General features: G+C 72.2%; 18 protein-coding genes. 13 read left to right on the top strand and 5 right to left on the bottom strand.

The features are described 5' to 3' along the window. Nucleotides 1-111 precede the first annotated feature (111 nt). The 5 genes from MICNX66_RS04845 to MICNX66_RS04825 are packed head-to-tail and all read left to right on the top strand — an operon-like array spanning nt 112 to nt 4,872. Nucleotides 112-1,566 carry an APC family permease gene (locus tag MICNX66_RS04845; RefSeq protein ID WP_187663521.1) on the top strand — a complete coding sequence of 485 codons (1,455 nt, stop codon included), beginning with the start codon at nt 112-114 and terminating at the stop codon, nt 1,564-1,566. A gap of 39 nt (nt 1,567-1,605) precedes the next feature. Further along, nucleotides 1,606-2,445 carry a molybdenum cofactor biosynthesis F family protein gene (locus MICNX66_RS04840; RefSeq protein WP_187663520.1) on the top strand — a complete coding sequence of 280 codons (840 nt, stop codon included), beginning with the start codon at nt 1,606-1,608 and terminating at the stop codon, nt 2,443-2,445. Between the two features lies 1 nt (nt 2,446). Continuing rightward, nucleotides 2,447-4,090, top strand: coding sequence for an amidohydrolase (locus MICNX66_RS04835; protein ID WP_187663519.1), 1,644 nt, complete (start codon nt 2,447-2,449; stop codon nt 4,088-4,090). A gap of 25 nt (nt 4,091-4,115) precedes the next feature. Beyond that, complete coding sequence (locus tag MICNX66_RS04830) at nt 4,116-4,472, top strand: YidH family protein (RefSeq protein WP_025103854.1); 357 nt, start codon at nt 4,116-4,118, stop codon at nt 4,470-4,472. Nucleotides 4,473-4,485: 13 nt separating this feature from the next. Continuing rightward, entirely contained in the window at nt 4,486-4,872 is a 387-nt protein-coding gene (locus MICNX66_RS04825) for a DUF202 domain-containing protein (RefSeq protein WP_232089193.1), read from the top strand. Nucleotides 4,873-4,938: 66 nt separating this feature from the next. Here MICNX66_RS04825 and MICNX66_RS04820 read toward each other — a convergent pair whose 3' ends face one another. The 4 genes from MICNX66_RS04820 to MICNX66_RS04805 form a co-directional block, all read right to left on the bottom strand. After that, a complete protein-coding gene (locus MICNX66_RS04820; protein ID WP_442922898.1) occupies nt 4,939-6,405 on the bottom strand; it encodes a GMC family oxidoreductase in 1,467 nt (488 codons plus the stop codon). A 26-nt stretch (nt 6,406-6,431) separates the two neighbouring features. After that, entirely contained in the window at nt 6,432-7,910 is a 1,479-nt protein-coding gene (locus MICNX66_RS04815; protein ID WP_232089192.1) for an aldehyde dehydrogenase family protein, read from the bottom strand. Nucleotides 7,911-7,958: 48 nt separating this feature from the next. Next, a complete protein-coding gene (locus MICNX66_RS04810; protein WP_187663517.1) occupies nt 7,959-9,560 on the bottom strand; it encodes an HNH endonuclease signature motif containing protein in 1,602 nt (533 codons plus the stop codon). 226 nt (nt 9,561-9,786) lie between these two features. Continuing rightward, nucleotides 9,787-10,224, bottom strand: a complete 438-nt coding sequence (locus tag MICNX66_RS04805; RefSeq protein WP_187663516.1) for an Lrp/AsnC family transcriptional regulator — start codon at nt 10,222-10,224, stop codon at nt 9,787-9,789. 150 nt (nt 10,225-10,374) lie between these two features. Between MICNX66_RS04805 and MICNX66_RS04800 the strand changes: the two genes are divergently transcribed. The 8 genes from MICNX66_RS04800 to paaZ all read left to right on the top strand — a co-directional run bounded on the left by MICNX66_RS04800 (nt 10,375) and on the right by paaZ (nt 20,406). After that, complete coding sequence (locus MICNX66_RS04800; RefSeq protein WP_187663515.1) at nt 10,375-11,487, top strand: thiamine pyrophosphate-dependent enzyme; 1,113 nt, start codon at nt 10,375-10,377, stop codon at nt 11,485-11,487. Continuing rightward, nucleotides 11,484-12,512: an alpha-ketoacid dehydrogenase subunit beta gene (locus MICNX66_RS04795; protein ID WP_187663514.1), complete on the top strand. Its 1,029-nt coding sequence runs from the start codon at nt 11,484-11,486 to the stop codon at nt 12,510-12,512. Before MICNX66_RS04800 ends, MICNX66_RS04795 begins: the two co-directional genes overlap by 4 nt. Beyond that, nucleotides 12,509-13,927, top strand: coding sequence for a dihydrolipoamide acetyltransferase family protein (locus tag MICNX66_RS04790; RefSeq protein ID WP_187663513.1), 1,419 nt, complete (start codon nt 12,509-12,511; stop codon nt 13,925-13,927). Before MICNX66_RS04795 ends, MICNX66_RS04790 begins: the two co-directional genes overlap by 4 nt. A gap of 135 nt (nt 13,928-14,062) precedes the next feature. Next, nucleotides 14,063-15,382, top strand: coding sequence for an MFS transporter (locus MICNX66_RS04785; protein ID WP_187663512.1), 1,320 nt, complete (start codon nt 14,063-14,065; stop codon nt 15,380-15,382). Nucleotides 15,383-15,501: 119 nt separating this feature from the next. After that, nucleotides 15,502-16,692, top strand: coding sequence for a thiolase family protein (locus MICNX66_RS04780; protein WP_062636001.1), 1,191 nt, complete (start codon nt 15,502-15,504; stop codon nt 16,690-16,692). Further along, the gene (locus MICNX66_RS04775) at nt 16,689-17,435 is read left to right on the top strand and encodes an enoyl-CoA hydratase/isomerase family protein (protein ID WP_187663511.1); all 747 of its coding nucleotides are present in this window, start codon (nt 16,689-16,691) and stop codon (nt 17,433-17,435) included. Before MICNX66_RS04780 ends, MICNX66_RS04775 begins: the two co-directional genes overlap by 4 nt. Beyond that, on the top strand, nt 17,432-18,307 hold the full coding sequence (locus tag MICNX66_RS04770; protein WP_187663510.1) for a 3-hydroxyacyl-CoA dehydrogenase family protein: 876 nt from the start codon (nt 17,432-17,434) through the stop codon (nt 18,305-18,307). Before MICNX66_RS04775 ends, MICNX66_RS04770 begins: the two co-directional genes overlap by 4 nt. 14 nt (nt 18,308-18,321) lie before the next feature. After that, on the top strand, nt 18,322-20,406 hold the full coding sequence (paaZ, locus tag MICNX66_RS04765; RefSeq protein ID WP_187663509.1) for a phenylacetic acid degradation bifunctional protein PaaZ: 2,085 nt from the start codon (nt 18,322-18,324) through the stop codon (nt 20,404-20,406). Nucleotides 20,407-20,493: 87 nt separating this feature from the next. Here the strand turns inward: paaZ and MICNX66_RS04760 are convergent, their stop codons facing one another. Continuing rightward, nucleotides 20,494-21,102 (bottom strand): TetR/AcrR family transcriptional regulator, encoded by a 609-nt coding sequence (locus MICNX66_RS04760; RefSeq protein WP_187663508.1) that lies wholly within the window; start codon nt 21,100-21,102, stop codon nt 20,494-20,496. Nucleotides 21,103-21,126 lie beyond the last annotated feature (24 nt).

Below are 21,126 nucleotides of genomic sequence, written 5' to 3'. Positions count from 1 at the left end.
CGCTCACGGTCAAGCGCCGGATCGAGGCGGCGAGCAGACTCGCTCTATCGACGATTCCCCTCGTCGTCGATGCCGTGTCCGCACGGCCGTCACCCGAGCAAAGGAGCCGACGTGGCAGAGCAGACCTCCGCACCCACGACGCCGCACCACACCTCCCTCCGCCCCGGCGCCCTCGGCGTCGCCGGCATCGTCTTCCTCGTCCTGGCCGCCGTCGCGCCGCTGACCGGGATCGTCGTCGTCGCCTCCCTCGCCATCGCCCTGGGCAACGGCGGCGGCACCCCGATGTCGTTCTTCCTCGTCGCGGCCATCCTGCTGCTGTTCGCGATCGGCTACGCCCAGATGTCGAAGCAGCTCGTGAACGCGGGAGGCTTCTACGCCTTCGTCGTGAAGGGCCTCGGCCGCACCGGCGGACTCGTCGCGGGCCTCATCGCGACGCTCGGCTACAACTTCTTCGTCGTCGGCACGATCGGCACCAGCGGCTTCTTCATGCAGACGATCATCCGCGACCTCACCGGTCTCGACGTGCACTGGCTCGTCTGGGGCCTGCTGTCGATCGTCGTGTGCTTCGTCCTCGCGCGGATCGGCGTCGACTTCAGCTCGAAGATCCTCGGCGTGTGCCTCGTGCTCGAGGTGCTCATGCTCGTCGTTTTCGACATCTCGGTGCTCGTGCAGACCGGCTACGACGTCGCCGCGTTCAGCCCGGAGGCCGTGTTCTCCGGCTCGCTGCCCATCGGCCTGCTGCTCGCGGCGACCGGCTTCCTCGGGTTCGAGGCCACTGCGCTCTTCAGCGAGGAGGCCAAGCAGCCGCTGCGCACGATCCCGCGGGCGACCTACACCTCGATCATCGCGATCGGCGTGATCCTCGGCGTCACGACCTGGGCCGTGGTGAGCGCGACCGGCGTCGCACAGGCGCAGGCCACGGCGCTGGAGCACCTGCCCACGGGCGACCTCATCTTCTCGCTCTCGCAGCAGTACCTGGGCGGTCCGCTCACGACCGTGATGATGGTGCTGCTCCTGGTGAGCCTGTTCGCGGCGATGCTCGCGTTCCACAACTCGGCCACCCGCTACCTGTACTCGCTGGGTCGCGCGAAGATCCTCCCCCAGGCCCTCGCCCGCACCCGCCCGAACGGTGCCCCGCAGCTCGCGGGCATCGTGCAGGCCGGCTTCGCGGCGATCGTGGCGATCCTGTTCGCCCTCGCCGGCGCCGACCCCATCGTCACGCTCGTGCCCGCGATGCTCGGCTTCGGCACCCTCAGCGTGCTGATCCTGCAGGGGCTCGCGGCGATCTCGATCGTCGTGTACTTCCGGCGCCGGAACGACCCGCGGTGGTGGAGCACGTTCATCGCGCCGGGCATCGGCTTCCTCGGCATCGCGGCCATCTCGATCCTGGCGATCGTGAACTTCAACATCGTGGCCGGCTCCGAGGAGCTCGCGATCCGCCTGATGCCGCTCCTGCTCGTGCTCGCGCTGATCGGCGGCATCGTCTACGCCGCCTACCTCCGCCGCGCCAAGCCCGCCGTCTACGACGGCCTCGCCACCGACCTGGAGCGGTTCAGCGACCGCTGACGCCCGCGCCGACCCCGTTCCCCGAAGGAAGGAATCCCCATGACGACCCTCAACCCCGCCGACACCTCCACCTGGCTGCCACTGGAAGGCCTCGCGCCCGGTTTCGACGCCAACAAGGCCCCGCACAGCACCGCGCTCAGCGGTCGCGAGATCGCTGTCGTCGACGCCCGCGGCACCCGCATCGTCCACCGCTTCGACGACTCGACGGTCGCCTGGGAGTACCAGCCCGCCGCCGAGGACCCCACGGAGGCCGCGTCCGACACCGACGACTACGAGGCGTTCGAGGTCGACGACGAGCTCTACTTCGTGCAGTTCCACCACCGCTACCTCCCGAACGAGGCGGTCTCGCTCGTGCTCGATCTGCGGCACGGACGCTCCCTCGCGGTGATCTCCGAGATCCTCCCCGCGCCCGAGCAGGGCCGCACCCGGGTGCAGCACCACTTCGCCCCCGGCACCATCGAGGGCGCCGCGGTCACCGGTGCCGAGGCCGCCCCCACGACCACGCTCATCGGCCGCCGCGTCGAGTGGGTCTACAGCGAGGAGCACGCCTACGAGCACGTCTACCTCTCCCCGCGCTGGTACTCGTGGCAGTGCCTGGCCGGTCCGGAGCGCGGGCTCGCCGACACCGACGAGAACAGCGTGTGGGAGGTGCGCCCCGGGATCTACATCTTCGCGTGGCGCGAGAAGGTGATCCCGTGCGCCTCGGTGACGATCGCCGACCACCGCGACGTGAACGCGATCCGCTCCCACGGCGTGCTGTTCGGACTGGACGAGAGCGGTGAGGTGCCGACGCACTTCACGTTCGGCGCACACGGCCGCCTGCTGTCGACCACCCACCACACGCCGTCGCTCGAGCCCGCGACCTTCGGAGATGCCTGACATGACCGACGTCGCCGACCTCATCGTCACCGGTTCCGTGATCCGCACGTCGGACCGCGCCCGTCCGCGTGCCGAGGCCTTCGCCGTACGAGACGGACGGATCCTCGCCGTCGGCGACCGCGCCGACGTGGAGGCGTTCCGCGGCCGTCGCACGCGGCTGGTCGAGGTCGGCGACGCGGCGGTCTACCCCGGGTTCGTCGACGTGCACAACCACCACGCGCTCGCCGGACGGACCGAGCTCTTCGAGCTGTCGCTCGCCCCCTCGCTCACGCTCGACGAGATCCTGGACCGGGTGCGGGAGAAGGCACAGACCCTGCCCGAGGACGCCTGGATCGTCGGCGGCGCCGTGGCCACGACCCTGCTTCCCACCCTCGCCAACACCGCCACGCGGTTGCGTCTCGACGAGGCAGCGGGCGGACGGCCGGTGGCGCTCATGGAGGACTCCCGCCACAACCGGTGGGCCAGCACCCGGGCGCTGGAGCTGGCCGGCATCACGGCGGACAGCATCCCGACCTCCGGGGTGACGCTGCTCGACCCCGACGACGGCACCCCCACCGGCGTACTCCTGGAAGCCGCCGGCATCCCGGTGCAGGAGGCGTACGACCGCAGCGGCGGACTCACCGCGGAGCAGCACGCGGCCGCCTCCCGTCGCGGGATCGAGCTGCTGAACTCGTTCGGGATCACGGCGTTCCAGGACGCGGGGGTCTCCGTCGACATCCTCGCCGCGCTCGCCGGACTCGACCGCGCCGACGAGCTGCACGCCTGGGTGGTCTCCTCGCTCCTCATCAACGACGAGATCTTCGGGTTCGACCCCATCGGCGCTCCCCTGCTCGACCGCGGCGAGGAGTTCCGCACGCCGCACCACCGTCCCGACTTCGTGAAGATCTTCCTCGACGGCGTCCCGCCCGCCCGCACCGCCTCGTTCCTCGACCCGTATCCGGCGGATCCGGTGCACGGGGCGCACTTCCACGGCGAGACGACCATGACCCTCGACGAGCTCACCGACTGGCTGCGGGCCGTCGCCGCCCGCGGTCTCGGGGCCAAGGTGCACTGCACCGGCGACGGGTCGGCACGCCTCGTCCTGGACGCCGCCGAGCGCCTGCGCGCGGAGGGCTTCACGACGCCGGTGCAGATCGCGCACGGGCAGTTCCTCGCGGAGAGCGACATCCCCCGACTCGCGGCGCTGGACGTCTCCGCCGACATCTCCCCGTTCATCTGGTACCCGGGCGTCATCCCCCAGGCGCTGGCGGACGTGCTGGGAGAGCGTGCCGAGCACTCGCAGCCCAACCGCGCACTCCTCGACGCCGGGGCCCTCGTGGCCGGCGGCTCGGACTGGCCGGTGAGCGAGTCGCCGAACACGCTCGAGGGCCTGCAGGGGCTCGTGACACGCGCCGATCCGCTCGGTCGGGCCGCGGGCACGCTCTGGCCGGAGCAGGCGATCTCGGCCGAGGAGGCGCTGGAGGTCTTCACGATCAACGCCGCGACGGCGATGGGGCTCGGCGCCGAGACCGGGTCTCTGACTCCCGGCAAGTCGGCCGACTTCGTGATCCTGGAACGGGATGCGATCGGCGGACCGGCGGAGGAGATCGTGCACACCGAGGTCGTCTCGACGTGGTTCGCCGGGCGCCCGGTGCACGAGCGCTGACCGCGCCGCGCCGTACGATGGGCGCATGCGCCGCTTCCCCGCCTCCGTCTATCGGGTCGGGGACGAGCCCGACCCCCGGTTCTCCCTCGCCAACGAACGCACGTTCCTGGCCTGGACCCGGACCGGCCTGGCGCTGATCGCGGGCGGCGTCGCTCTCGAGGTCCTCGGCCTCGACCTGCACCCCGGGTTCCGGCTGGCGGCCTCGCTGCTGCTGATGATCGCCGGCACGGCCGTGGCGCCGCTCGCGTGGTTCGAGTGGATGCGGGCGGAGCGCGCCCTCCGGCAGGGACGACCGCTGCCCGGCGCGCTGTCGGCGGTGGTGCTCGCGGTGGTCGTGGTGACGACGGGGTTGCTCGTCCTCGCCGGGGTGCTGTGGCGCTGAGCGAGGCCTGCCGATGACCGCCCCCGATACTCCGGTGCCCGCCACCCCTGCCCCCGATCTGTACGACCCCGGGCTGCAGCCGGAGCGGACGGAGCTGGCCTGGCGGCGCACGGCCCTCGCGATCGCGGTCGGCTCGCTGCTGTCGCTGCGGGTCTTCCCTCTCGTGCTGCCGAGCGGCGCCGAGGGGTGGGGCCTCGTGCCGGGCGTGCTGGGCGTCGGCACGGCGGCACTGCTCTGGATCGCCGCGCGCCGTCGGCAGCGTCGGACGACCGCGGTGCTCACCGCGCGGGCGCGCGGCCCGCTGCCGGGCGGCGGTCTCCCGCTCGCGCTGACGGTGTTCGCGACCGGGTTCGGGATCGTCGCCCTCGCGCTCGTGGCCGTGACGCTGCTCACGCGCTGACGCGCAGGAGCGCGAGGCGATCGCGACAGATGCCGTGATCGCCCCGCGTCCCCTCGCCGCCCTCCCTCAGTCCGCGAGGATGAACCGCGCGCCGCGTTCGCCGATCATGGCCGCGGGCGCGTTGGTGTTGCCGGTGGGCACGGTCGGCATGACCGAGGCGTCGATCACCCGGAGCCCCTCGATCCCGCGCACCCGGAGCTGCGGGTCGACCACGGACTCCGGGTCGGAGCCCATGCGGCAGGTGCCGACCTGGTGGTGATAGGTGATGGCCGTGCGGCGCACCCACTCCTCCACGTCGTCGTCCGCCACGTCCAGGCCGGGGTAGACCTCGACCGCTCCCCACTCCTCGGCGAGCGCAGGCTGCGTGCCGATGCGGCGGCACTGGCGCACGGAGGCCGCGAGGGCGTCGGCGTCGCGCTGATCCTCCAGCGCCGCCAGGTCGATGTGCGGCAGGTCGTCGACGCCGGGGCCGGTGAGGCGCAGTTCGCCGCGGCTGTGCGGCGTCACCAGGCCCGCCATGAGCGTGAACCCGTCGGTGCCGCGCGGCTCCAGCTCGCCCCACATGGGCACGGAGAAGTGGATGGGCTGCGTGTCCGGCTGCGCGAGGCCGTCGCGGCTGCGCCAGAACAGGTGGCTCTGCGTGACGGACACTCCCGGCTGCGGCGGGCCGACGGGCTTCTTCTCGGTCGCGAAGATCACGGGTGACAGGAGGTGGTCGTGCAGATTCTTGCCGACGGCGGGGGCATCGAGCACGACGGGGATGCCGAGGGCACTCAGCTCGGCAGCGGGACCGATGCCCGAGCGGAGCAGGATGACGGGCGTGCCGAGTGCTCCCGCGGAGAGGATGACCTCGTCCGCGAACACCTCCTCGGTGTCATCGCCCTCCCCGAGCCGGATGCCGACCGCGCGCCCGTCGCGCACGATCACGGAATGGACGGCGCGTCCGGTGAGGATCGTCATCCGGTCGGCGACGGGCTGCGCATAGGCGGTCCAGGTGTTGACGCGGCGGCCGTCCCTGATCGTGACCTGCTCCTGCGACACCCCGTCGAGCGTGCCGCCGTTGTAGTTCGGGTTGCGCGGCAGCCCCTCTTCGACCGCGGCGTCGATGATCGAGGCCTGGATGGGCGAGAGCGCGTAGTCGTCGGTCACGGGCAGCAGGTCGTTCTCGATCGCGTCGTAGATCGGCTCGACCTCGGCCCACCCCCATCCGGTCGCCCCTGCCGCCTCCCACGCGTCGTAGTCGGAGGCCGCGCCGCGCACCCAGATCATGGCGTTCAGCGCGTGCGAACCGCCGGTGACCTTCCCGCGAGGCAGATGCAGACGACGACCGGCCGCGTGCGGCTGCGGCACGGTGAAGAAGTCCCAGTCCTCAGCGGAGTGCCAGAGCTCGCCCGCCCGCGAGGGGTCGTGGATGGCCGGGTTCGTGTCGTAACCACCCGCCTCGACGAGCGTCACCGCGACACCGGCGTCGGTGAGACGCCGCGCGACGATGGCGCCCGACGTACCGGCTCCGACGACGATCGCGGAGCGCACCGCGCCGCTGTTCGTCGCGGCCACGCTCAGGCCTTCCGGGCGGGTCCGGAGACGACCTGGGTGACCGCGACGGACTTGAGCCCCTCGACGCCGAACTCCAGCCCGTAACCCGAGCTCTTCACCCCGCCGAACGGCACCATCGGATGCAGCCCGCCGTGCGAGTTGATCCACACCGTGCCGGACTGCATACGCGCGGCGACGGCGCGGGCCTCCTCCGGGTCGCTCGCCCATACCGAGGCTCCGAGGCCCACATCGAGGGCGTTCGCCAGCGCGAAGGCCTCGTCGACGTCGCTGTACCGGATGACGGGGAGGGCCGGGCCGAACTGCTCCTCCTGGACGAGCGCCGCATCGTTGTCGATGTCGGCGACGATGGTCGGCCGGTAGAACAGCTCGCCGAGGTCGGATGCCGGCTCGCCACCCGTGACGATCCGGGCGCCGCGGCTCTTCGCGTCGTCGACGAGGCGGCTGACGATGTCGAACTGCGGGCGGTTCTGCAGCGGTCCGAGCACGTTGGCCTCGTCGAGGCCGTTGCCCATCGGCACCTGCTCGGCGATCGCGGCGAGAGCGTCCACGACCTCGTCGTACACGGAGTCGTGCACGTAGAGGCGCTTCATGGCGGCGCAGGTCTGTCCGGTGTTGATGAACGCACCCCAGAAGAGGTCTTCCGCGATGGCCGACGGATCCGTGCCGGGGAGCACGATGCCCGCGTCGTTGCCGCCCAGCTCCAGCGTGAGGCGGGCGAGGTTGCCCGCGGAGCTCTCGATGATGCGACGCCCGGTCGCGGTGGAGCCGGTGAACATGATCTTGGCGATGTCGGGGTGCGAGGCGAGGCGGGCACCCACCTCACGGTCTCCGGAGACCCCGATGAGGACGTCGGCGGGCAGCACATCGTTCATCACGGTGAGCATCGCCAGCACGCTCAGCGGCGTGTACTCGCTGGGCTTCGCGACGACCGTGTTGCCCATGCGCAGCGACGGGCCGATCTGCCAGATCGTGATCATGAGCGGCCAGTTCCACGGCCCGATGGCCCCGACCACGCCGGCGGCCTTGTAGACGAGCTCTGCGTGCAGCGTCTCGTCGTCGACGAGCACCTGCGGCTCGAGGACCGTGGTGGCGTTGGTGCGCAGCCAGGCCGAGCAGGCGCCGAGCTCGAACCGCGCGTTGGGGCCGTTCAGCGGCTTCCCCTGCTCCCGCGACAGAAGGTAGGCGAGCCCTTCGGCGTTCGCGTCGATGGCGTCGGCCGCGGCCAGGAGGAGTGCGCTCCGCCTCTCGTGTCCCAGCGCCTCCCACGCGGGCTGCGCGGCCTTCGCGCGGGCGATGGCATCGTCGAGGTCCGCGACCGTGGCCACGGGCGCGCGTCCGATGACCTCCCGCGTCGCGGCATCGGGGATCTCGCGACCCTCGCCGCGCGGGGGCTGGATACGGTCGAGCAGCGCCGCGGCGGCGGACGCCGCAGAATCGGTGGATCCGGAGTCGACGGCTACGGGAACGGCGGAATCGGACATCGGTGTCTCTCCTTCGAGCGGGTCACGGCGCGGACGCCGGTCTTCTTCTCATTCTCGGTCGGCCCTTCCCGCCGCACTTGTCGCGGAGCGCGCCGGAGATGTCCCCGCGCGAAGGATGCGTCCGCGGACCGGTCCCGCGTGAGCGAATCGGGCCCCCGTCCGGTCCGGGGAGCCGGGAAGAGCCGGGCGCGGCGTGCGCCATCGTCGTCTCGGATCCCACCAGGCCGGCCCTCGCACCTGCGGCACTCCCCCTCGCATGCGGATCTGCCAGCCCGAGGTGTCCAACGTGCGGTGATGGTGCCAGCACAGCGCGACGCCGTTGTCGGTGTGGGTCGGACCCCCGCGAGCGTGCTCCGTGACGTGGTGGATCTCGCACCAGGCGGCCGGGACGTGACAGCCGGGGATCAGACACTCGCCGTCCCGCACGCCGATCGCCCGGCGCTGCGCGGGGGTGAAGATCCGGTCGCTCGACCCGAGCCCGACGATCCTTCCTCCGGCACCGAGCACCACGCGCTGGACTGTCCCTCCGCACGCCGTGTGCGCGGCCACCCGCGTCGACACCGGCGTCTCGACGCCCTCGACCCGCGTCCAGCCGTGCCCCGTGGCATAGTCCTCGGCGGCGACCGTGACCACGAGTGTCGGGGCGGCACCGCCCAGCCGCGGCATGTCGTCGTGCCGGGCCGCGATCCCCAGGGCCGCCGCGAGCGCGTCGTGCTGCTTCTGTGCGCGTGTGCGCCCGTCGACCATCCCGCCGACGTCACCGGACGGAAGCACATCGTCATCCGGGGAGACCGGTGCCTGTTGCTCCCCAGCAGCGTCGTCACGCACTTCCGACGGCACGAAGTGGACGCCGGGAAGCGGCGGACCGTCGATCTTCGGGTTCAGATACGCGTCCCAGATCCGTTGCAGCTGCCCCGCGACCTCGGGCAGCAGCGCGCCCCTGACCGGGATCACGCCGTCCTTGGCGCGGCCCAGCACGACGCCCCGGGCCCGCAGCGCGATGTCTTCCGCAGGCTCCGCGCCGTCCGGATCGAGGTACTGCACGATCATCTGCGCCCGCACCCTCAGGTCCTCGGGCGTCGGTGCCGGCCCGGTCTCGTTCTCGTCATCATCACTGTTCTCGGCGCCCTCGCAACTCTCCTCGCCCCGCGCGACCTCCGCCAGATACGCGTCGGCCTCCCAGCGGTCGGCGAGGCGCACGCGAGGGCCGGCCTGCTCGATCGGCCCGGTCGCGGCCAGCAACCCGGTCACCCCGATCGCCCCGTCGAGGAGGGCCTCGCGCAGCGCCGGCCACCGCGCCGGCAGCCACTCCCCGGAGGAGAGGTCGACCTCGCGCCGCACCAACCGCGCGCTCTTCACGAGGCGCGCGGCGGACGCGCCGTCGGTGCGGAGCACACGCTGCAGCAGCTCGTTCATCGAGCGGCAGCCGAACCGTCCGCAGAACGCCGGTTCCCCGGACCCTGCCGGACGCGGATCGGCGCTCGCCACCGCGTCCACGATCACAGCCTCCACGCGTCGCTGGATCTCGCCCGCGACCCGCAGCAGGTCCATCATCTCCCGCGCGTCGAGAGCGCCCACCGTGCCGGATCGCAACACGGCGTCGAGAGCGACGAGCGTGTCGTCGAGAATCGCTGCCGGGGTGCTTTCCATACGACGATTCAACAGAGGGCCACCGACATTGCGAGGCCCGATAATCCCCGTTCAGCGCGATATTCCGATACGCGCGAGGGACTCTTCCTGCATCCACGGAGACCCGCGATCGACATTCCCCAGCACCGCAGCATCCACACCGCCCGCCGCCGCCGAAACCCCCGCACTCACCGGCGCCCGCCGCACCCCAGGGAGAGCCCCGTACCCTCGACCGCGGGAGAGAACGTCACGCCCGGTCGGAGTCCTCGAAGATCAGGATCGTCCGCGTCGAGCGGATCGACGGGATCGCCTGGATGTCCTCCAGCACGATGCGGCGCAGGTCGCGGGCGTCGTTCGCGCGCACGAGCAGCAGCACGTCGAAGTCGCCGCCGACGAGCGCCATGTGCTCGATCTCCGGGATCGCCCGGAGCCGCGCGCTCACCTCCTGCCAGGTGGCCTGCTCGATCGCGAGCGTGACATAGGCACTCGCGTGATGCCCCAGCAGCACGGGGTCGGTGCGCACGGTGTATCCCGTGATCACCCCGGCGTCGGTGAGGCGCTTGATCCGCGCATGCGCCCCCGCCCGGGAGATGTGCACCGCCTCGGCGATCGCGGTCATGGACGCCCGCGCATCCCGCCGCAGCTCCGCGAGGATCGCGCGATCCGTCTCGTCCAGCGCCGCCATGACACCCCTCTCGCGTCCGGGAAATCCTGACACTTCGGACGCCATTCTGACATGTGGAGCGCAATCGTCCACGATCACCCGACGGATCTTGGATGAGTGTCGCATGCGCGGCATGCTGTCCTCATCGAGTTCGGCAAGGAAGGCGGACGGATGCACCCCCACGACATGCTCCCGCGCGACACCGCGGTACGACTGATCGCCGAGGACGGGACCACCCTCCCCGACGAGACCTACGCGCTCCCCGCCGCCGACGTCCTGCTGGCGGCGTACCGTGGCCTCGTCGAAGGCCGTCGTATCAACGATCAGGCCGGCGCGCTCGTGCGCCAGGGCCGCCTCGCGGTCTACCCGTCGTCGCACGGCCAGGAGGCCTGCCAGGTGGCGGCGGCGATGGTGCTCGGCGACACCGACTGGCTCTTCCCCACCTACCGCGACTCGGTCGCCGTGATCGCCCGGGGTGTCGCACCTGCGGAAGCGATGGTGCTCCTCAAGGGCGACTGGCACTCGGGTTACGACGTCCGCGCGCACCGCGTCGCCCCGCAGGCGACCCCGCTCGCGACCCAGCTCCTGCACGCGGTCGGCTTCGCGCAGGCGGCGAAGCACCGCGGCGAGGACACCGTGGTGCTCGCGCTCTGCGGCGACGGCGCGACGAGCGAGGGCGACTTCCACGAGGCGATGAACTTCGCCGCCGTCTTCCACGTCCCGGTCGTGTTCTTCGTGCAGAACAACGAGTTCGCGATCTCGGTCCCCCTCTCCCGGCAGACCGCCGCCCCCTCCCTCGCCCACAAGGCGGTCGGCTACGGCATGCCGGGGCAGCGCGTCGACGGCAACGACGTGGCCGCGGTCCTCGCGGTGCTCACGGAGGCCGTCGACCGCGCCCGCGCCGGCGGCGGCCCCTCCCTCATCGAGGCCCACACGTACCGCATGCAGGCGCACACCAACGCCGACGACGACACCCGCTACCGCGAACGCGAGGAGGTGCAGGCCTGGCTCGCCCGCGATCCGCTGCTCCGCCTGCGCGCGCACCTCACCGCGACGGGGACGCTGGACGACGAGGCCGAGACGCGCTTCGCCGCGGGCGCGGAGGAGATCGCCGCCGCCATGCGCACCGCCCTGAACACCGATGCGGAGCTCGACCCGGAAGACCTCTTCCGCTTCGTGACCGCGACCCGCTCGCCCCAGCGGGAGGAGCAGTGGCAGCTCCTCCGCGACGAGATCGCCCGCTCCCACCCCGCCGAGACGATGACGACCGGAGGCGCCCGATGACCATCGCCGAGCACGAGACGCCGGTCGCGACGACCGTCGGCACCACCACGACCATGACCATGGCCGCCGCCCTCAACCGCGCCCTCGCGGACGCCCTCGCCGCCGACCCCGACGTGGTCGTGTTCGGAGAGGACGTGGGAGCCCTGGGCGGCGTGTTCCGCATCACCGACGGGCTCACCGCCCGCTTCGGCGAGGACCGCTGCTTCGACACCCCGCTCGCGGAGTCCGGCATCATCGGCACCGCCGTCGGCATGGCGATGAACGGCATGCGCCCTGTGGTCGAGATGCAGTTCGACGCCTTCGCCCTCCCCGCGTTCGAGCAGATCGTCAGCCACGTCGCGAAGCTCGGCAACCGCACCCGCGGCGGGATGCGCATGCCGCTCGTGATCCGCATCCCCTTCGGCGGCGGCATCGGGGGCGTCGAGCACCACTGCGACTCGTCCGAGGCGTACTACGCGCACACGCCCGGCCTCACGGTCGTGAGCCCGTCCACCCCGCAGGACGCCTACTCGCTGCTCCGCGCGGCCATCGCCTCGCCGGACCCCGTGGTCTTCCTGGAACCGAAGAAGCTCTACTGGTCGAAGGGCGAGGTCGACACCGCGGTGACCGCGGAGATCGGCTCGGCGCGCATCGCCAGGGACGGCACCGATGTGACCCTCCTCGCGTACGGGGCCTCCGTGCCGCTCGCACTGGAGGCGGCGGAGGTCGCCGCGGGCGAGGGACGCAGCGTGCAGGTGGTCGACGTGCGTTCCCTCTCCCCCTTCGACGACGAGACGGTCACCGCGGCGGTGCGGTCCACGGGACGAGCCGTCGTGATCGCCGAGGCCCCGGGCTTCGTCAGCGTCGCCTCCGAGATCCAGGCCCGGGTGTTCGAGCGCTGCTTCGAGTACCTGGAGGCCCCCGTGCGGCGGGTGACCGGGTTCGACACCCCGTACGCGCCGCCGAAGTTCGAGCACTGGTATCTGCCGGACGTCGATCGGGTGCTCGACGCGATCGACACGCTGCACTGGGAGGACGACGCATGAGCACGCCTGTGAAGACCGCCGCCCGCGTGTTCCGCCTGCCCGACCTCGGCGAGGGACTGACCGAGGCCGGCCTCGTGCAATGGCTGGTGGCCGTCGGCGACACGATCACGACCGACCAGGCCATCGCCGAGGTCGAGACCGCGAAGAGCGTCGTCGAACTGCCCTCGCCGTTCGCCGGAGTCGTGACCGCCCTGCACGGCACCCCCGGCGACACCATCGACGTCGGGGCCCCGGTGCTGGAAGTCGCCGACCCCGGCAGCGAGGAGACCGCGTCCGCGCCGCAGGCACCCGCCACGCAGCCCGAGCACGAGGCGTACCGGCAGGAGGAGCGTGCGGGGTCGGGCAACGTCCTCATCGGGTACGGCACCTCCGCGTCCGCCTCGACGGGTCGGCGACGACGCCCCGCGGCGCCACGCCCCACCCCGGCGCCGGCCTCGACAGCGCCCGCATCCGCAGCACCCGCCTCGACCGCTCCGGAGTCAGCCGCACCGGTCGCCCGCGATGCCGCGCGACCCGCTCCGGTCGCCGTGCGATCGCCGCTCGTGCGGCGCCTCGCCCGCGATCTGGGCCTCGACGTGCACGCGATCTCCCCCACCGGAGCGGACGGGGCGATCACCCGCGCCGACGTGCTGCGCGCCGCCGTGGACCACGCCGTGGACGGCGTCGCCGCGGCTCCGACGCCGACCTCCGCGACCACTCCCACCGGCGAGATCGACGGCCTCCCGGTCCGCAGCAGGGAGCGCTTCTCCCCGCTGCGTCGCACCGTGAGCGCCCGGCTCGCCCGCAGCCGCTCGGAGATCCCCGAGGCCACCGTATGGGTCGACGTCGACGCCACCGACCTCTGGAATCTCCGCGCTCAGATGGCTCCCGACGGCGGGAAGGCCCCGTCGATCACGGCGCTGCTCGCGCGGTTCGTGCTGCTCGCGCTCGAGGACTACCCCGTGCTCGCCTCGCGGCTCAGCGACGACGGCTCCGAGCTGATCTCGTTCGAGGGCGTGAACCTCGGCGTCGCCGCCGACACCGAACGCGGCCTCCTCGTCCCGGTCGTCCCGCACGCGCACCGGCTCACGGTCACCGACCTCGACGCCGCCCTGCGCGAGCTCGCGGCCACCGCGCGCGCCGGCACCCTGCCGCCCGAGCGGCTCCGCGGATCCACCTTCACCCTCAACAACTACGGCGGGCTCGGGGTCGACGGCTCGGCGGCGATCATCAACCACCCCGACGTCGCGATCCTCGGCATCGGCCGGATCATCGAGCGCCCCTGGGTCGTGGACGGGGCGATCGTGCCGCGTCGCATCGTCCAGCTCTCCCTCGTGTTCGATCACCGGGTCTGCGACGGCGGGTACGCGGCGGGATTCCTCCGCCGCGTGGTGGAGCTCATCGAGCATCCGCTCCGCGCCTTCGGGAGGGTCTGAGGTCGACCCGGCCGGCGAACCCTCGTGGGCGGAGCGCCGATACGCTACGCTCGGCGATTACTGACCGATCATTCGGTAAGTCATCGCCGACGTACCCGCGTCGGTGCTCCCCCCTCGCAGAACAACGGAGTTCGCATGACCTCAGCCACCGCAGCCGCCTCGTCGACCGGAAGGATGCCCGCAGAGGAGCGGCGCGTCCTCGCCGGCACCCTCGTGGGGACGTCGATCGAATGGTACGACTTCTTCATCTACGCCCAGGCGGCGGGCCTCGTGCTCGCCCCGCTCTTCCTCGCTCCCATCGCGGAGTCGAGCCCCGGGCTCGCCCAGGTGCTCTCGTTCGCGACCATCGGCATCTCGTTCCTCTTCCGCCCGCTCGGTGCGATCGTCGCCGGGCACCTCGGCGACAAGCTCGGCCGGAAGAAGATGCTCGTCTTCACCCTCGTGATGATGGGACTGTCCACGTCCCTCATCGGCCTGCTGCCGACGTACGCCGCCATCGGCGTCGCCGCCCCGATCCTCCTGATCCTCCTGCGCATCCTGCAGGGCTTCTCGGCCGGCGGCGAATGGGGCGGCGCAGCCCTGATGGCCGTCGAGCACGCCCCGTCGGCGCGACGCGGCCTGTTCGGCGCGTTCCCGCAGATCGGCGTGCCGGTCGGCATGATCCTCGCCACCTTCACCCTGTGGGCGCTCACGAGTTCGATGTCTCCCGAGGCCTTCCTCGAGTGGGGCTGGCGCATCCCGTTCCTGCTCTCCATCGTGCTCATCGCGGTCGGCTACGTCATCCGCCGCGCCGTCGACGAGAGCCCCGTGTTCGAAGACCTCCGCCGCCGCCGCAAGGAGGCCTCGGCCCCGCTCGGACAGCTCTTCCGCGCGCACACCAAGAAGGTCGTGCTCACGGCCATCATCTTCATCGCGAACAACGCCGCGGGCTACCTGCTGATCGCCTTCTTCGCGACGTACGCGGTCACGGGCCTCGGCATGGAGCGCCCGCCGGTGCTGCTGGCGACGACGCTGGCCTCGTTCGGGTGGCTGATCTTCACCCTCTGGGGCGGGGCGCTCTCCGACCGTCTCGGCCGGATCCGCACGTTCCAGATCGGGTACGTCGCCCTTGCGGTGTGGGCGATCCCGATGTGGTTCCTCATCGACACGGCGAACATCGTCTGGTACTTCGTGGCCCTGTTCGTCATGACGTTCGCGCTCGGACTCTCGTACGGCCCGCAGGCGGCGCTGTACGCCGAGATGTTCCCTGCGAACGTGCGGTACTCGGGCGTCTCGATCGGCTACGCCCTCGGGGCCATCCTCGGCGGCGCGTTCGCACCGATGATCGCGGAGGCGCTGTTGAACCAGTTCCATGCCGCGTGGACGATCGGCGTGTACATCGCGGTCGCGTCGATCATCTCGCTCATCGGCGTCTCGCTGGTGAAGGAGACGAAGGGCGTGGATCTCAGCGTCTGACACCCGGTCCGGGATCGCGGCCGGCCGTGCGCCTGTGCCATAATTACCTTACGATCGGTCAGTAATTCACGACCGGCCGCTCCCGGACCACACCAGGACGACGAAGTCAGGAGATCCGCATGCCAGAGGCCTACCTCGTCGGAGGGGTCCGCACCCCGGTCGGCCGTTACGGCGGCACCCTCTCCGCCGTCCGTCCCGACGACCTCGCGGCGCTCGTGGTCGGCGAGGCCGTGCGCCGCGCCGGGCTCGACCCGGCGCGTACCGAGCTGGACGAGGTCATCCTCGGCGCCGCCAACCAGGCCGGAGAGGACAACCGGAACGTGGCCCGGATGGCCGTGCTCCTCGCCGGTCTCCCCGACACCGTGCCGGGCATCACGGTCAACCGCCTGTGCGCCTCCGGGATGTCCGCCGTGACCATGGCCGCGCAGGCGATCCGCGCGGGCGACGCCGATCTCCTCGTCGCCGGAGGCGTCGAGTCCATGACCCGCGCCCCCTGGGTGCAGGCCAAGCCGGAGAAGGCGTGGGCGAAGCCCGGAGCCGCCTTCGACACCTCCATCGGCTGGCGCTTCCCGAACCCGCGGCTCGCCGCGCGGGACAAGGCCACCTTCACCATGCCGGAGACGGCGGAGGAGGTGGCCCGCGTCGACGGCATCACGCGCGCCGAGGCCGACGCCTTCGCCGTCCGCTCCCAGCAGCGCGCCGCCGCCGCGATCGCCGCGGGCCGCTTCGCCCCGGAGATCGTGGGCGTGCCGGTCCGCGACGGCGAGGTGCTCGTCGACGAGGGCCCGCGTCCCGACACGACCCTCGAGGTGCTCGCGCGCCTCCGCCCCGTCGTGGCCGGCGGAGAGGTCGTCACGGCCGGCAATTCCAGCGCCCTCAACGACGGCGCCTCGGCCGTGCTCGTGGCGAGCGCCGAAGCCGTCGAGCGCCACGGACTGACGCCCCGCGCGCGGATCGTCGTCGGCACCTCCGCCGCCCTGGCTCCGGAGATCATGGGACTCGGACCGGTCCCCGCGACGGAGAAGGCGCTGCGCCGTTCGGGGCTCTCCCTCGACGACATCGGCGCCGTGGAGCTCAACGAGGCGTTCGCGTCCCAGTCGCTCGCCTGCATCCGGCGGCTCGGCCTCGACGAGGACCGCGTGAACGCCGACGGCGGAGCCATCGCCCTCGGCCACCCTCTCGGCTCGTCCGGCTCACGCCTGCTCGTGACGCTGATGGGACGCATGGAACGCGAGGACTCCCGTTACGGCCTCGCCACGATGTGCGTCGGCGTCGGCCAGGGCGCGGCCGTGATCCTGGAGAAGGTGTGAGGGGCGCGGACGAGCCGCTGCTCGTCACCCGAACCGCGGACCGCGTCGTCGCGACCCTTAACCGTCCGCACAAGCGCAACGCGATCGACCAGGCCACGATCGACGCCCTGCACGCGCTGTGCGCCGAGCTGGAGGAGACGCCGCGCACGCTCATCCTCACCGGCGCCGACGGGGTGTTCGCGGCGGGCGCCGACATCGCGGAGCTCCGGGACCGTCGCGCCGACGACGCCCGTCGCGGCATCAACGCCCACGCGTTCGTCCGCGTCGCGGAGCTGCCGATGCCGGTGATCGCCGCGATCGACGGCTACGCGCTCGGCGGTGGCGCGGAACTCGCGTATGCCGCCGACATCCGCCTCGCGACGCCGACCCTGAAGATCGGCAACCCGGAGACCGGCCTGGGCATCCTCGCCGCCGCCGGAGCGAGCTGGCGGCTCAAGGAGATCGTGGGCGACGCCCGTGCCATCGAACTGCTGCTCACCGGCCGCACCGTGCACGCCGAGGAGGCCCTCCGCATCGGGCTCGTCTCCTCGCTGCACGAACCCGCCGATCTCCTCGCCGCCGCCCACGCGGTCGCCGACCGCATCTCCCGCAACGACCCCGCGGCGACCATCGCGACCAAGCGGGTCTTCCGGGCGCCGCGCGACCAGCACCCCGCAGCCGACCTCGAGGAGCAGGCCGCGCTGTTCGACAGCCCGGAGAAGCACCGTCGCATGACCGCCTTCCTGGAACGGAGAGACCGATGAGCACGCCCTCCTCCCCCGAGGCCGCAGTCCCGGCCCGCGTCGGCGTGCTGGGTGGCGGACGCATGGGCGCCGGTATCGCCCACGCCTTCCTCCTCGCCGGATCCCCCGTGACCGTCGTCGAGCGGGACGACGACGCCGCCGCGGCCGCCGCCGCCCGCGTGCACGCGTCGATCGACGCCTCGCTCTCCCGCGGCACGGCCGTCGAGACCGCCGAGGCGTATCGCGCCCGCTTCGCGACCGGAACCGACACCGCACTGCTCGCGGACTGCACCCTCGTCGTCGAAGCCGTCCCGGAGGAGCTGTCGCTCAAGATCGAGGCGCTCACCCGTGTCGAGCAGCACCTCGCGGACGATGCGGCGCTCGCGTCCAACACCTCGTCCATCTCGATCGACGAGCTCGCAGCCGTGCTCGACCGCCCCACCCGGTTCCTCGGGATGCACTTCTTCAACCCCGTGCCCGCCTCCACGCTCGTGGAGGTCGTGCGCGGCGCCGCGACCGCGCCGGACCTCGTCGCGGACGCGGCTTCCTGGGTCCGCGCGCTGGGCAAGACGCCCATCGTCGTCGCCGACGCCCCCGGTTTCGCGTCCTCCCGCCTCGGCGTCGCCCTCGGCCTCGAGGCGATCCGGATGCTCGAGGACGGCGTCGCCGACGCCGCCGACATCGACGCCGCCATGACCCTCGGCTACAAGCACCCGGTCGGGCCGCTCCGGCTCACCGACATCGTCGGGCTGGACGTCCGGCTCGGCATCGCCGAGTACCTCGCGGCGCTCCTCGGCCCGCGCTTCGAACCCCCGGCCCTGCTGCGCCGCCTCGTCGCCGAGGGACACCTCGGCCGCAAGAGCGGACGCGGCTTCTACGAATGGGACGACTGATGAAGGGAACCCCGATGACCGAGATCCTCCCCAGCTACGTGCAGGGCTCCTGGTGGACGCCCGCCTCCGATGCGGACGCCACCGAGGTGCGCGACGCCTCGACCGGAGAGACGGTCGCCCGCGTCTCCACGACCGGCCTCGACCTCGGCGCGGCGCTCGACTTCGCCCGCACCACCGGTCAGGCGTCCCTCGGGGAGCTCACGTTCCACCAGCGCGCCGTGCTGCTCAAGCAGCTCGCGCTCGCGTTGACCGCCCGCAAAGAGGAGCTGTACGCGCTCTCCAGCCGCACCGGCGCCACCGCGCAGGACTCCTGGGTCGACATCGACGGCGGCATCGGCGTGCTCTTCGCGTACTCCAGCAAGGGCCGCCGGGAGCTGCCGAACGCGAAGGTCTACGTCGACGGCGCCGTGGAGAACCTGTCGCGCGACGGCTCCTTCCTCGGTCGGCACATCTACACCCGGCTGCCCGGGGTGGCGGTGCAGATCAACGCCTTCAACTTCCCCGTCTGGGGCTCGCTGGAGAAGTTCGCGCCGGCCTTCCTCGCCGGTGTCCCCACGGTCGTGAAGCCCGCCACCCCCACCGGCTACCTCACCGAGGCCATGGTGCGGGTGATGGTCGAGTCCGGTCTGCTGCCCGAGGGGTCGCTGCAGCTCGTGTCCGGCAGCGTGCCCGACCTCTTCGACCACCTCCGCCTGGGCGACCTCGTCGCGTTCACCGGTTCCGCGTCGACGGCGGAGCGGCTGCGGGCGCACGACGCGGTGCAGACCGGCGGGGTCCGCTTCACCAGCGAGACCGACTCGATCAACGCCTCGGTCCTCGGCACGGACGCCGCCTCCGGCACCCCGGAGTTCGACGCCTACGTGAAGCAGCTCGTCGCGGAGATGACGTCGAAGGCCGGGCAGAAGTGCACCGCGATCCGGCGGGCGATCGTGCCGGAGGACGCGGTGGACGACGTGATCGCCGCCGTGCGCGACCGGCTCGCGGCGCGGATCGTCGTGGGCGACCCGCGCGCCGAGGGCGTGACGATGGGACCGCTCGCCTCGACGGCCCAGCGTGACGAGGTGCTCCGGCAGGTGGCGCGACTCCGCGAGGGCGGCGGCGAGCTCGTGATCGGCTCCCCCGAGGCCCCGACGGTCCGCCGTGCGGACGGCAGCGAGGGCCCGGCGGAGGACGGCGCGTTCGTGGCGCCGATGCTCCTGCGCTTCACCGATGCGACGAGCCCCGCCGTGAACGAGATCGAGGCGTTCGGCCCCGTCTCCAGCATCCTCGGCTACCGCACGCTGGACGAGGCGGCGGCGCTCGTGGCCCGGGGCGGCGGCTCGCTCGTGACGAGCGTCGCAACGCACGACCCGGAGGTCGCGACGACGCTGGCCGCGGGGATCGCGGCGTACAACGGCCGCGTGCTCTTCCTCGACCGCGACGACGCCCGCAGCTCGACCGGACACGGCTCCCCGCTCCCGAACCTCGTGCACGGCGGTCCCGGTCGCGCCGGCGGCGGAGAGGAGCTCGGCGGCATCCGGGCGGTTTTGCACCACATGCAGCGCACGGCGGTGCAGGGCTCCCCCGACATGATGACCGCGCTCACCGGTGTCTGGCACCAGGGGGCCTCGGCCCGTCCGTTCGACACCGGCGACGGGGTGCACCCCTTCCGCAAGTCGTTGGCGGAGCTGCGCATCGGTGATCAGGTCGTCAGCCCCTCACGCACCGTCACCCTCGACGACATCGAGACGTTCGCGGCGTTCACGGGCGACACGTTCTACGCGCACATGGACGAGGCGTCGGCGTCGGCGAACCCGTTCTTCCCCGGACGCGTGGCCCACGGCTACCTGCTCGTGTCGTGGGCGGCCGGGCTCTTCGTCGACCCGGCTCCCGGGCCCGTGCTCGCGAACTCCGGACTGGAGCATCTGCGCTTCGTGACCCCGGTCTCCCCCGGCGACGAGATCCGCGTCGAGCTCACCGCCAAGCAGATCACGCCGCGGGAGACCGACGAGTACGGCGAGGTGCGCTGGGACGCGGTCCTGAAGAACCAGGACGACGAGCTCGTCGCGACCTACGACGTCCTGACACTCGTTGCGAAGGAGCTCACCCCCGCCGCATAGTCCCCCGAGACCCCGGGCACTCGTCGAGGCCCCGCCCTTCCCACGCGGAGAGGGCGGGGCCTCGGCGCGAAGCCGGGGTCTCGTGGGTCAGGGGTGGCGGAGGCCGTCGAGGGCGATCGCGACGACGTCGTCCGCGAGACGATCGGCGCCCTCGCGACCGCCGGGGCGGTACCACTCGACGATCGAGTTGATCATGCCGAACGTCAGGCGGGCGACGACGGCCGCATCGATGTCGGAGCGCAGGGAGCCCTCGGCCTGCGCCTCCGCGACGAGGGCCGTGATGCGGCGGTCGAACGCCCGCCGCCGGGTGAGGGCGCGGCGCTCGACGTCGGTGTTCCCACGCACGCGCAGCAGCAGCGTCACGGCGGGGAGCTGGTCCACGAGCACATGGACGGCCCCGCGGAGCACGTGCTCCAGGCGGGCGACCGCATCGGCGGCTCCCCTGCTGTCCGGGAGGGGCGCGTCGACCACGGCCTCCAGCCCGCCGAGGGCGCTGTCGAGGGCGCGGTCGAGCATCTCGTCCTTCGACCCGAAATGATGGTAGATCGCCGACTTCGACAGCCCGAGGCGCTCCGCGAGCATCCCGATCGAGGTCGCGTCGTAGCCGTGCTCGTTGAAGGCGGCCACCGCGACGGCGAGGATCCCCTGCTGGTCATACCCGGGGCGGCCGCGCCGCGTGGTCTGCATCTCGGACATCCCCCTCAGTCTCGCACCGCCCGC

This window comes from Microbacterium sp. Nx66 (assembly GCF_904066215.1).
Taxonomy (GTDB): Bacteria; Actinomycetota; Actinomycetes; order Actinomycetales; family Microbacteriaceae; genus Microbacterium; species Microbacterium meiriae.
The sequence above is the reverse complement of the archived record's forward strand: the minus strand, read 5'-3'. Positions and strand labels throughout refer to the sequence as shown.